This window comes from Algoriphagus aurantiacus, from assembly GCF_035156405.1.
Lineage (GTDB): Bacteria > Bacteroidota > Bacteroidia > Cytophagales > Cyclobacteriaceae > Algoriphagus > Algoriphagus aurantiacus.
Window position 1 is genome coordinate 338,216 of sequence record NZ_JAXRUT010000002.1, and the last position, 12,816, is coordinate 351,031.

Sequence of the window (12,816 nt, forward strand, 5' to 3'; positions counted from 1 at the left end):
AAGCCGGTTAAAATATGAGAGTCAACTATTTACCACTGATTGCCTTAGCAGGAATCTTTTTTTCATGCGTAGAAGACGATTCGGTCGAACTACCTAATTTAAATACCCCGGACACCTATACTTTCGAGAGAGACGGCATATCTACGGTGTCCTACCAAGGTCAAACAGACCGGCTCAATATGCTTTCAGAAATGAAATCCTACTTGACTAAAGGTGACAATGGTACGGCGATCTCTGCACAAACCTTGTTGGACATGTATGCCAATGCCAATGAGCCTTTTGAGAGTGGGGACCTTAATGCTGCCACCAGCAAGCAATTGGAAAACAAGACCAACCCTGCCGATGTAGATTTTTTTAAGGGTATCATGGTGGATGCAGCCGATGTAAGTGCAGAGGTAGCCACCAACGGTACTGTAGCTACTGAAGGAGTAGCTGGTAAAATCGAGAGAGGAACCTCCGGCAAATTCATCAATATCAACGAAAAGGGCTGGGAATTTACCCAATTTATTGAAAAGGGTTTAATGGGCTCTGTTTTCTATCATCAAATCTTCAATGCCTATCTCTCAGATTCCAAAATCGGTGAAGATGTTGATAATGAAAATCTCGTCGAAGGAAAAAATTACACTACCCTCGAACATCACTGGGATGAAGCATTTGGATATTGGGGTGTGCCAGTGGATTTCCCAAAAGGTACTCCAGCACTTCCAGATAGCTACAAAAGATTTTGGGCAAATTACACTAACGGAAGAGATGCAATGCTCAATGTCAATCAGCCGTTGATGGATGCTTATATCTTGGGTAGAACAGCCATTGTATCCAACAATCATACGGTTAAAAATGAACAAATAGTAACTATCATTGACCTGCATGAACTTGTATCAGCCGCTACAGCAGTCCATTATATTAATGGTTCCATGAATGCACTGAGCACTGGAGACTCCGGAAATTTCTTTCATTCCCTTTCCGAGGGCTATGCCTTTGTAGCCGCTTTAAAGCACAGTCCGCGCAAAAAAATAACCCAAGCAACTATTGATGATATCTTGAAGGTGGACTTTGGTGTGGACGGAGACTTTTGGACCGTGACAATGGCAGGGCTTCAAAATGCCAAAGATAAATTGACATCAGCATATCCCGAACTTAAAGAAATAGAAGATGTACTTTAAAAAGGCACATTTCTTATTTTCTATTTTGATGGTAACAGGCATTATTTGCCTGTTACCATCTTGTGTTGAGGAGCCATCGGATAAGAAGATAACTGTGGACCGTCAACCTCTCCTTGTGAGTTTGACTGACCGTGTAATTCTCCCAGGTTATGAAAAATTACATCAACAAGTCACTGGTTTGCAACAAACCGTAGCAGCGTTCACGGAGAACCCCAATCCAATAACCCTAGAAGCAACAAGATCCTCATTTTCCGTCACATATCATTCCTGGCAATCCGTAGCTTTCTTTGAGTTCGGGCCTGCTTTTGAACAAACGTTACGCGCTGAAATGAACACTTTTCCCACAGATAATTTTTCAATAGAAAATAACGTGGAATCTGGGGAATTTAGCCTGACAGGTTTCAGTACTCTAAACAGAAGAGGGCTTCCCGCAATGGACTATTTCCTGTATGGCATTGGCGAAAATGACGAGGCAACTCTAGAGAAATATACATCTGATATTTATGCCCAAAACAGAAAAGATTATCTCTTGGCCATCACAGATATCATGGTAGCCAAAGTAGATGAAGTCTATCAGGGTTGGCTTTCTTCTGGCAACAACTATAGAGCCGAATTCATAAGTAAAGATGGTACAGATGTGGGATCCTCCATAGGACAAATGGTGAATAGCCTCTCTCAATACCTGGAGCAGTTTACCCGCGATGCCAGAATAGGTATTCCTTTGGGAAAAAGATCACAAGGCACCATCATTGCCCGCAATGTAGAAGCTTATTATAGTGGTCTTTCTGTTTCATTGGCTGTTAAAAATGTGGCTGGCATCCGAAACTTCTATTTGGGAACAGACGGTCAATCGAATGGCATTGGTTTCTATCACTTTCTTCAGGATCTAAAGGCCGGCAATGATGGTATGTTGGCAGAGCGCATACTGGATCAATTAGATTTGGCACTCTCCCAAACAGAAGCAATGCCTTCCCCCCTTTCCGAAGCAATGGATCAAAATTCCTCACTGGTGGATGCCGCTCATACGGAATTACAAAAGTTGGTGATCATCATAAAAACCGAAATGCCTTCTGCCCTAGGTGTACTGATTACGTACCAGGACAATGACGGTGATTAAATTTACTGTGAAAACTGATCTGTCTAAAATAATAAACCAGCCCAAATCCATCGCGCCCTTAGTTCACTTTAGGGTGCTTTTTGGGTTTATTATGCTGATCAGCATCCTGCGATTTGTTTGGAATGGTTGGATTGAGACACAATACCTGCAACCTCAGTTTCACTTTACTTATTACGGTTTTGGTTGGGTGAAGCCATTGGATGCAATTGGCATGTATCTGTTGTTTGGCTTGATGTCCCTTTCCGCTGTAGGAATAATGATCGGCCTTTTTTATCGATTGTCTTCCTTGCTGTTTTTCCTTTCTTTCACTTATGTAGAACTTATTGATGTAACCAATTACCTCAACCACTATTATTTTGTCAGTCTAATGGCTTTGTTATTGGTTTTCATTCCGGCCAATCGAGACTTTTCTCTGGATGTATGGACCAATCCCACCAAACAGGTGGCTACAATTCCCAATGGGTTTATACTCATCATTCAGCTTGTTTTGGGCTTAGTTTATTTCTACGCAGGCATTGCCAAACTGAATCCGGATTGGCTGTTGGAGGCGCTTCCTTTGCGAATTTGGCTACCTCCCCATACAAGCCTACCCCTAATTGGTGGAATGATGGACGAACTATGGGTAGCCTATGCTTTCAGCTGGTTTGGGGCAATTTATGACCTAAGCATTCCTTTTTTGCTCTTTTACCGAAAAACAAGGCTATTTGCCTTTATTGCCGTGGTAGTTTTCCATATTTCTACCTGGCTGCTCTTTCCCATTGGCATGTTCCCATTTATCATGATTCTGTCCACCACCATCTTTTTTACGGCTCAGTTCCATAATCAAATATTATCCCAACTCAAAAGGATATTCTCCAATGCCTTCAGTACCATCCCTCACAAAAGGAACCACTACCATCCAGTTTACTTAAAAGGAATATGGGTTTTTTTTACCCTTTTTATGTTTATCCAGCTCCTGCTTCCTTGGAGGTTTGCATTGTACCCGGGCAATTTGTTTTGGACTGAGCAAGGGTATCGCTTTTCATGGAGAGTAATGTTAATGGAAAAAGCCGGGTATGCCATTTTCCATGTAAAAGACCAACAAACTGGGAAGGAATGGGAAGAATATGCACGGGATTACCTTACTCCTATGCAGGAAAAACAAATGTCCACCCAACCGGATATGATCCTCCAATTTGTTCATTATCTGGAGGAACAAATGGGAGAAATCGGATTTTCTGAAGTAGAAATAAGGGCAGAAGTCTATGTGACCTTAAATGGAAGCCCAAATAAATTATTGCTAGACCCTAATATTGATCTTTCCTTAGAAGACGAAAGTTTTCGTCCAAAGTCTTGGGTATTACCTTATTTGAAATAGATGAAAATACATTTAACACTTCTTCTCCTTTTCAGTCTCCTTACTTTCTGGGCACAAGCGCAGGTTCAGTTGCACGGGGTGGTAAAATCAGCCGAGGGGCCTATTCCCGGAGCCCAAGTCTATCTGGAAGGCACTTCCCTCCAAACCGTGACACAAATGGATGGGAAATACCGGTTAGATTCTGTTCCGAATGGAAACTACACCTTGGTAGTCTTCTCCATCGGCAAAAAAACCCTCTCCCAAAAGATTCGTCTTTTGGCCAATCATAAAACCCATCAAGTCAACTTCCAAATGGAAGAAATAACCGGAGATCTGGAGCTTATCACAATCAATGGTCAAAAAGGAGCTTCCGACGGAGTCCGCAGGCTTAATGCGGTTGAAGGAACGGCTATCTATGAAGCAAAAAAAAATGAGGTCATAGTACTGGGAAATATCACGGCCAATCTTGCTACCAACAATAGCCGGCAGGTTTATGCCAAAGTGCCCGGCCTCAATGTTTATGAAAGTGATGGAGCTGGCCTGCAGTTAGGTATTGGAGCCAGAGGGCTAGACCCTAATAGAACTTCTCACTTCAACGTTCGACAAAATGGATATGACATCAGTGCGGATGCCTTGGGATATCCGGAAAGTTATTATACTCCTGCAACAGAAGCCATAGAACGTATAGAGGTTGTGCGAGGTGCAGCTTCTCTTCAATATGGAACACAGTTCGGTGGGCTGGTAAACTTTGTCATGAAGGAAGGTCCAAAAGACAAAAAGGTGGAAGTAACCCTGAGAAATTCGATAGGTTCTTACGGCTTTTTAAACACCTTCACTAGTGTCGGAGGAACGAATGATAAATGGAATTACTATACATTTTTCCAATATAAAAAAGGAAATGGATGGAGGAAAAATAGTCATTTTGACTCTAAAATGGCCTATGCTTCCCTCGCTTTTTCGCCCAGTGAGCGGTTTAAGCTCTCTTTCCAATTCACCTTCATGGATTATCTGGCGCAGCAGCCTGGAGGGCTTACGGATGCTCTTTTTGAACAAGATCCCAGACAATCTATCCGAAACCGCAATTGGTTCCAGGTCAACTGGAACTTACTGGGCAATCATATTGACTATAAAATCTCAGACAAGCTTAAGCTGAACATCCGTAACTTTGCCTTGATCGGCAGCAGAGATGCATTAGGTAACCTCGGCAGAATAGACCGTGCCGATGATATGCAGGAAAGGAACTTATTTGTAGACGACTTTAAAAATTTCGGCTCAGAAGCCAGGTTGTTATATAATTTCCAACTACTTGGCCAATCTCATGCCTTTCTCATCGGAACCAGGTATTATCAAGGAATGACTGACAGAAAACAAGGATTGGGCTCTGATAATAGTGATGCGGATTTTAGGTTTCTTCACCCAGACAAGCTGGAAGATGGGGATTTTAATTTTCCAGGAAGAAATATTTCAGTCTTTGCCGAAAATATCTTTAACCTAAACGATAAATTCAGTGTCACTCCAGGAGTACGATTGGAGAATATCCATACCGCTGCAAACGGTTATTATAGTAATACCGTATTAACACTAGATTCGGAAACAGGCTTTGCCAAGGATTCTACTTACCGGGTTCAGGAAGAAAGAGAGAGTGATCGTACATTTGCTTTTGCCGGGCTGGGATTAAGCTATAAAATGACTCCTTCTATTGAGCTTTATGCGAACTTTTCCCAGAATTACCGCTCCATAAACTTCAATGATATTAGGGTCAGCAACCCTAATCTGGTTGTGGATGAGAACATTCAGGATGAACGAGGTTATAATTTTGATCTGGGAATCCGTGGAAAAAATGACTTATTGTTCAACTACGATGTCAGCCTTTTCTATCTGCGATATGATGATCGTATAGGAGCAGTTTTGAAAACAGACCCTGAAAACTTTAGAATTTATCGTTTCAGAACCAATATCGCAGATGCTCGAAGCATGGGGGTAGAAGCATTTGGGGAAGTGGATATTTTCAGGATAATAGAGCTTAATGAAAAGTATAAATTAAATGTTTTTACCAATCTATCTGTTATTCATGCCCGCTATCTTAAATCAGATGAAAATACCATAGAAGGCAATAAAGTTGAATTGGCGCCACCCCTAAGTATTCGTTCAGGAATTTCACTGGGAATTGATCGCTTTAAAATGACTTACCAATATTCTTATGTTCAAGAGCATTTTACAGATGCTTCCAACGCCCTAAAAACCGCCTCTGCCGTAGAAGGAATCATCCCTACTTATCAAGTGATGGATTTGTCCCTCAGTTACGATTATAAAAATGTCAAATTGGAAAGCAGTGTCAATAACCTGTCTAACAAGTCTTATTTTACCCGAAGAGCTACCGGCTATCCAGGACCAGGCATTATCCCTGCAGAAGGAAGGACATTCTTCCTCACTCTTCAATTGAGGTTTTAAATTTTAAGAGAAAAAGTAAATCATCCTGAATTAGACTTTCCAGTGTGGCTTTTTCAAAAAAAAGTTTGGGCTCCTGTATTCCTCAAACTGAACTTTTGGTTATAGTAAAAAGAATGATCAATATCTATCAATTTCCTATGATAGGAACCAATAGTTTTCAGAATAAACATTCATGATTTAGCACTTCACAAACGGAGATCAAAGAGAGGATCCACCACTGTTCCCCCAGTCTTTTCATAAAAGTCAAGCTCACCACAGATTATAATACTATCTGACTATGCGTTTTAAACAGAAAAAAAGACGTCTTTCAAATTAGATGCAGGATCTGTGCTTACAAGAAGTACAACATTTCCAGCATCTGCCATTTTAATAGCCGTTGCACAAGCAAGAGGAGTTTTTCCTACTCCACTTTTGCCGGTAAAGAATAAATAGGTTGATAAGTTTGTCATTTAAAGTGCCTGTTTAGTCTTTCCTAAACCATTGTATGTCACCTTAAACTTCACTCACTGCAAGACCCCAGTGTGGAATTTTACCGCCGAGTGTATAGTACATTTGTTTGAATCCCATTTTCAACGCATAGAGGGTAAAACCTAATTCAAAATGACTTTCCTGGCAACCCAAACGTTCATCAGTTCGCATGTGAAAACTTTTGATGCCGCCCAAATCTCCCATACATAAGAGTTCGAACTCCATTGGTTTTACATCATGTTTAATAATTCCTAAATCTTTCCCTAATGTCTCAGCTAGAACTTTGGCTTCCATATGTCCTAAAGAACCTATCTTAGGCACTGTAATGGACGCGCAATCACCCACCGCAAAAATATTTTTATAATCAGGATTGCGCATATATAGGTCTGTAATGACAAAGCCCTAATCATCAGTAATTGATCTTTTCTGCAATAAACGGTATTCCAAATATCCTGACTGAATAGTTGTTTTTATGGTATTAATAACTTCAATTTCAGCAATGGCACGGCTTTTTAAACTGAACGCATGTGGGCTCCCGTAGCTTTGGACCAATTAATTACAAGCTTTATTGTCGCAGTAAGTTAAATGAAAGAGATGCACCTTCGTTGATTGAATTGTTAATACCTCGTTCCTTTCAGATCATTTCTAGACCTAAAGCACATGTACTCTTTTTCGATGATAGCACCCTAATTCTGTGTCCGTTTTATTGCTAAAATGTGTGACAGAAACACAACAGGCACAATATAGGAAGGTAAATAAATGTACGGAAACCCCAGAACGGCAATGTTGGGTTGGTCAAATGCAAACTGCTGGATGGGCAACGGAGACGAAAGTACCGCTATGAAAACAATGATCCCTAAAAAACCCAACCCAAAAACATTCCACCAAATCATAAAAGGCTTAGGCATGTTTCTTTTCGTAACAAGCAAATAGCTAAGCAAAAGCACGGCAAATACACCTATTACAATATCAAAATTATACCCTTTAAAAGTCATCAAGATCGGCACTTTATTTTGTAAGTATAATTGGTATAAAACCACTTCTACTGGCACCCGGAGCATATGTATAGCTATTAAAAAATTGATTCTGATTTTATTTTTACTGATAAATCTATAAAAACAGATGAATAAGCAAATGGTGGCGATAATAACAAAGACAAACCGTGGTGGTTTGGCAAATGTATCTTCAAAATATCCGCTATACGACAGTACACCAAGAATCAACATCCATACTATACTCATAACTAAAACCCTCTTGTCCCTACCTGTTCCTACGTAGAATAGGATTAGCGACAAAAGGGTGATGATAATAAAAGAGAATGTCAGCATGGTCAAAGGTCAACAGCCAAATTGCCTTAAATGGTGGTCAGTATGCTTATACACGTAGTTTCCGATTTGTTCCTTAGTCATTTTTCCAAAAAATGGATGAATGAATCGGTTGTTTGAAAAGGGAGTGTATGTCTGCAGTAATTCTATCCATTTTTCTCTTTCCATTTCAAAATTACCTGGACCCGTAATCTTCATTTCTGGATGGGTGGGCTGATTTTTCTTCATGGGATTCCCATTATTCAAAATGCTCTTTAATGCCATTCTGCCAAACAATTTTCCTATAAACAGACGCTTATATGTTTTCTTCCCCTGAAACATTTCCTCACTCAAGGTACAATGTTTTAACATTTGATAGCTCGTCATTTTGCCCCATTTGGATGGGCTGTCAGTTTGCAGTGTGTTGATTCTAGTTATCAATTCCACAACTGTTTTTTTATCAAATACTGTTTTCACTTTGGCTTGGATTTAAGATTCAAACGGTATAATATTCCTCACTTCAACTGAGCCTTCAATTGCCAATACAGGACAGCCTTTGGCTATTTCAGTTGCCTCTTTTAGCGTAGTCGCTTTTACTACCATATAGCCACTTATGGTTTCGTGGCCAGAAATGCTGACAGCAGTACTTACATTCATACCCTTGTTAATCAAATTACCCTCATAGCCCAATCGGTTTGTGCTTACGAGTTTTGCCTGTGCTGCAATGCCGCCATTAAAAATGCTCCATTGTTGTTGCATTGAATTAGGCTGCTCTGCTGCGAGTTTGTGGTTGAATGGCTGCATACGAAACAGCAACATAAAGTCTTTTAGGTTTTCCATTTTATTTAGCGTGTTTTAGTGAACAATTACTAAGGCAAACCTATTGATCTAAAAAATCACAAAACTTGTCATAAGGCAAGAAAGAAAACTTAACCGACTGAAATCTCTTTTCGTAATCGACTCAACGAAGTATCAGTAACGCCTAAATAAGTTGCGATATGTTTGAGTGAAATATTTTGTACGATATGTGGTTTTTCCTTTACAAGTCGTATGTATCTTTCCTTGGCTTGGTCGGCAATCATCGATACGCTATGTTTTTTTAAGGAGAAGTAGCTGTGCACCAATCTTGACCTGCCCTGCTCCCTGAAATTGTGTATGCTGTGAAAAAGCTCTTGAAAAGTATCAAAATCCAACTGCCAGCAAACACAATCTGTTAAAGCCTGAATGTTTTCCCGAGTAGGATTTCTAAGAAAAAAGGAAGTCCAATCAATTACGATATCACCGCTGGCGTAAAAATTTGTAGTGATGTCATTCCCTTCTGTATCTACCACATAAGAACGTACAAAACCACTTTCTATAAACCAATACTGGTTTTCTGTTTTTCCCTCCTCCAATAAATAGTCTCCCTTGGGGAAAGTTATTTTCTTGAATTTGGGAATGATTGTGCTCAACTCTTCTGTTGAAAAGTCTTTTGTTTTGAAAATGCTGGTCAAAAAGTGCTGTTCTGTCATTTTTTAATTGGTTTAGAGGGTTTTGGTAGACTTACCTCCAATCAGGGAAGTTCCTCTTCCTCATCCATCGGGACAGTGTGTATAGATTTAAAAATAACCTGAGATTTTCATACCACCATATACAATCAGGCTTTTAATTTTACCAGACTGGATATTACTGAAGTTTGGGCCAAATTCAACAGCTTAAATCCCCCATTGTGCATCGCAAATAGTGAAATAAATATTAATTGTTCATCTCTTCATCACTCCCCTCTTGGAATCTCCACCTTCTCTGCACCTATTCTTCTCCGCTTAGGCCGTGAAGGAATTGATGGAGTTGAGGGCGATGAAGGAGTTAAAAAAATTCTATCGTAATCGAGGTGACGATCCTTCATTCCATTTAAGTTCCTGTAAATAATAAGTAGGCAGTGGGCATTTTGGCTTTGATTTTTTCAAGGATTTCCCAGTCTGAATCAAAGAAAATTACTTCAGACAGCATATCCATTTCTTTTACTACTGCCATCACTTCATCAATTTTGTCGGTTTTTAAATCCAGATCAACCATGATTTTACCTTTCGAAACTGCCAGTGCTTGTTTCAAAGTAGGTAGGGCGATTCGGTGGAGGACAAAGATTTCCGTGATGAGAAATGGAAGTCCAAGAAGCTTCATTTGAAATGGAACAATATTGTTTCCTTACCTTCTGAAGGCTAAAAAACTTTTTATGGTGCCTAGTATTTTAAATCACCAAAAGGCAAAGAATTCTATGTCACAAGCCGAATGTTCAGAGCAGACAAGGACGGATTGGTACCGTAGAAAACAGTAATTTAAATCTCTTTGCATCCTAGACATCGCACCTAAGGAAATTACCTATCTACTGATCATAAACGGAAATTACAATTCCTATTCAGGAAAAAATTCTTTAAACAACTCATAACAATGAAATAACCGATTCTCTAGCTTCTATTCTTAGCTTTTGGAAGCTATGAAAAAGAAAAAAACCAAGGCAAAAGAGTATATCAGGGGATATGTGATCTTATTAATAGTTGCCAGTCTTTTTTTTCCTCTTTATGAGAAAGGAAAATTTGAACTATTTGTTAACATGGCCCATACCCCATTTTTTGATCGGTTATTTGCGGGAATTACTGAATTAGGCAATGGGGCAATTTTGGCCATTCCCATAGTATTATTGCTCTTTATCAAGTATAGCTATGCGATATTCCTTGCCTGGTCCACGCTTATACATATGGTTTTTGTGACAATAGGTAAAAGACTTTTATTCCCGGGAATGCCAAGACCGATAGAATTCCTTTCAGGTATAGACGTATATACCGTTCCTGGTGTATCTATAAATCATTGGAACACTTTCCCCTCAGGACATACGGCTACAATCTTCATGTTGACCTGCTCACTCGCCATGCTATTTCCAAAGAAAAAATTGCTGCAACTGTCACTCTTGGGAATTGCTATTCTGATTGGATTCAGTAGGATTTATCTGATGCAGCATTTCCTGCCTGATGTCGTGGCAGGATCTATTCTGGGTGTTGCTTCTGCGTATAGTGGCAGGTGGCTAACGCTAAAGTTCTTTTCAAAAAAGAAATTCAGAAAAAGTCTTTATCCGAAACGAAAAAGGGCACTTGGTCAGCCCATCACTTCCTAGTTAATCTACGCGTAGAAAAATGGTAACCGTATTTTCAAAGAGATCATCACCTTGAAAAACCTGCGTTGTCTCAATTCCAAGAGCTTGAAAAGCAGGTAGGCTTTTTTGGTTTGTTAATATCAGATCCCCAGGTTTCAACTGATTGATGTGGCTTTCTACTGCCGGGAATCTTCTGTTCATATTAAAAACAAATGCCGGGTTAAAATTTTGGAAGTGAAAAACCCGATATTTTCCCTCCCATAAAACTTCAGACTTCACTACCGGATTTATCTGATCAATAGTAGGGAACGCCTGGATAAGAAGAACTGCCGAAAATGCAATGAACCCCAAATTCCCCATAATCCAAGACAGTTCCCATTTTTTAATAAGGGCTAGAATGAATGCCACAATGCCAACAAAAGCAGGAACTAAAAACCAACCTGAAATGGCTTCTACTTCCTTTATTTCCACCAGATGTTGAGCCCAGAATAATCCCAAAGGCAATAATATGATCAAAAGTGAGGCTAAATAGGAAGGCCATGCAAATCGCCTGGATTCCCTGGCAGCAAAGTACCAGCCTACTATAATAGCCAGAAATGGATATACCGGCGCTGTATAGTTTGGCAACTTGGTACCTGAAACCATAAAAAAAAGTATGGTGATTAGTGAAAAAATGATGGCAAGAGAAATCACCACAGGAAGTTTTCTTTTCAATATCGCATCCTTAAATGCAGAGAATAAGACAATGGAAGCAGGTAAAAGCCCTGCAAAAACAAAAAGGAGTGTTAAATAAAAACCACCGCCATGCCCTTCCATGGGAGCAGAAAACCGATTTAAATTGTGCTGAAAAACAAACTCTTTAATCCAGACTCCATCAGTTTTCCAGGCAATAAGAACATACCATGGCAAGGTTACTGCAATAAACAAAAGCCAGGCTTTAAAGTCTAAAATTGCGTTGAAATGCACTTTGAATGGCTTTCTATCTAGAATCATAAAAATAAGAATCGTCATCCCTACCAGTACAATGGCCACAGGGCCTTTGCTTAAAGCAGCCAATCCTAAAAACAAGGCTGATGCCCTCAAATAGTTTTTTGTCAGAAACGCTGAGGAGACAAATCTTTCATAACATAGGATAGCTAAAAAAACGAACAGGATCAAAAATGGGTCAGGAACAGCTAAATGAAACTGTACAATCCAATGAATGGAAGAAAGCAAAGCCAATCCAGCAAAAAAACCTGCTTTCCTGCCAAAGGATTTTACAGAAAAAATATAGACGATTAAAAAACATGTCCAACCTGAAAGTGCCGGAAAAAATCTGGCGGCAAATGGATTGATTCCAAAAAGCTTATAACCCAGCATGAAAAAATAATAATGAAGCGGAGGCTTATCGAAGCGGGGCATTCCATTGAAAGTCGGAAGAATCCATTCCTGATGGAGCTGCATTTCCATAGCTGCTGCAGCGTTTTTAGCTTCATCTAAAATATAAATGCTAAAACTCCCTATTCCCATTAAGTGTACGAAAAGTCCAAATACTAGAAAGGCAAATGGAAACCACTTGTGGTCGTATAATTTCATACCTACAAATAAACAGTAGGAATTTGATTGATATTCAACCTAATTATTACCCTAATGTTAGTTTACTTCTGCTGTCAATATAGAATATCAGGAAGTGACTGAACTGCGGTATCCTTCCGTTATTATGATTCTTCATGGGAAATACAGGAGCCTAATGCGGCGTGTTTTATATATCCTCTCAATCGTGTCACAGAGTCTATATACTTATCAGCTTACGATTTGGAATCCGGATCAAACGAAGTTTCCCTGAGAAAATCAGGAGAAACCACCAAGCC

At 39.7% G+C, this 12,816-nt stretch carries 13 protein-coding genes; 5 read left to right on the forward strand and 8 right to left on the reverse strand.

Annotated features, from left to right (window positions below; all coding sequences use genetic code 11):
* Nucleotides 1–14 precede the first annotated feature (14 nt).
* From SYJ56_RS03410 to SYJ56_RS03425, 4 genes are read left to right on the forward strand one after another with little or no spacing between them, the layout of a single operon-like run.
* The gene (locus tag SYJ56_RS03410; RefSeq protein WP_323832228.1) at nt 15–1,163 is read left to right on the forward strand and encodes a DUF4856 domain-containing protein; all 1,149 of its coding nucleotides are present in this window, start codon (nt 15–17) and stop codon (nt 1,161–1,163) included.
* Nucleotides 1,153–2,280: an imelysin family protein gene (locus SYJ56_RS03415; RefSeq protein WP_323832229.1), complete on the forward strand. Its 1,128-nt coding sequence runs from the start codon at nt 1,153–1,155 to the stop codon at nt 2,278–2,280. The genes SYJ56_RS03410 and SYJ56_RS03415 overlap by 11 nt, the downstream gene beginning before the upstream one ends.
* A gap of 7 nt (nt 2,281–2,287) precedes the next feature.
* Nucleotides 2,288–3,637: an HTTM domain-containing protein gene (locus SYJ56_RS03420; RefSeq protein ID WP_323832230.1), complete on the forward strand. Its 1,350-nt coding sequence runs from the start codon at nt 2,288–2,290 to the stop codon at nt 3,635–3,637.
* Nucleotides 3,638–6,067 (forward strand): TonB-dependent receptor, encoded by a 2,430-nt coding sequence (locus tag SYJ56_RS03425; RefSeq protein WP_323832231.1) that lies wholly within the window; start codon nt 3,638–3,640, stop codon nt 6,065–6,067. It abuts the gene before it with no gap.
* Between the two features lie 284 nt (nt 6,068–6,351).
* Here the strand turns inward: SYJ56_RS03425 and SYJ56_RS03430 are convergent, their stop codons facing one another.
* The 7 genes from SYJ56_RS03430 to SYJ56_RS03460 all read right to left on the reverse strand — a co-directional run bounded on the left by SYJ56_RS03430 (nt 6,352) and on the right by SYJ56_RS03460 (nt 9,999).
* Nucleotides 6,352–6,516, reverse strand: coding sequence for an ArsA-related P-loop ATPase (locus SYJ56_RS03430; protein WP_323832232.1), 165 nt, complete (start codon nt 6,514–6,516; stop codon nt 6,352–6,354).
* A gap of 43 nt (nt 6,517–6,559) precedes the next feature.
* Nucleotides 6,560–6,913, reverse strand: a complete 354-nt coding sequence (locus SYJ56_RS03435; protein WP_323832233.1) for an NAD(P)/FAD-dependent oxidoreductase — start codon at nt 6,911–6,913, stop codon at nt 6,560–6,562.
* A gap of 308 nt (nt 6,914–7,221) precedes the next feature.
* Nucleotides 7,222–7,776 carry a hypothetical protein gene (locus SYJ56_RS03440; RefSeq protein WP_323832234.1) on the reverse strand — a complete coding sequence of 185 codons (555 nt, stop codon included), beginning with the start codon at nt 7,774–7,776 and terminating at the stop codon, nt 7,222–7,224.
* 96 nt (nt 7,777–7,872) lie between these two features.
* Entirely contained in the window at nt 7,873–8,316 is a 444-nt protein-coding gene (locus tag SYJ56_RS03445; protein WP_323832235.1) for a DUF1569 domain-containing protein, read from the reverse strand.
* 12 nt (nt 8,317–8,328) lie between these two features.
* Nucleotides 8,329–8,679, reverse strand: a complete 351-nt coding sequence (locus SYJ56_RS03450; protein ID WP_323832236.1) for a YciI family protein — start codon at nt 8,677–8,679, stop codon at nt 8,329–8,331.
* An 89-nt stretch (nt 8,680–8,768) separates the two neighbouring features.
* Complete coding sequence (locus SYJ56_RS03455; RefSeq protein WP_323832237.1) at nt 8,769–9,350, reverse strand: Crp/Fnr family transcriptional regulator; 582 nt, start codon at nt 9,348–9,350, stop codon at nt 8,769–8,771.
* Nucleotides 9,351–9,729: 379 nt separating this feature from the next.
* Nucleotides 9,730–9,999 (reverse strand): PI-PLC domain-containing protein, encoded by a 270-nt coding sequence (locus tag SYJ56_RS03460; protein ID WP_323832238.1) that lies wholly within the window; start codon nt 9,997–9,999, stop codon nt 9,730–9,732.
* Between the two features lie 313 nt (nt 10,000–10,312).
* Between SYJ56_RS03460 and SYJ56_RS03465 the strand changes: the two genes are divergently transcribed.
* Nucleotides 10,313–10,987, forward strand: a complete 675-nt coding sequence (locus SYJ56_RS03465; RefSeq protein ID WP_323832239.1) for a phosphatase PAP2 family protein — start codon at nt 10,313–10,315, stop codon at nt 10,985–10,987.
* On the opposite strand, the gene SYJ56_RS03470 is transcribed toward SYJ56_RS03465, so the two are convergent.
* Nucleotides 10,988–12,541: an ArnT family glycosyltransferase gene (locus SYJ56_RS03470; RefSeq protein WP_323832240.1), complete on the reverse strand. Its 1,554-nt coding sequence runs from the start codon at nt 12,539–12,541 to the stop codon at nt 10,988–10,990.
* Nucleotides 12,542–12,816 lie beyond the last annotated feature (275 nt).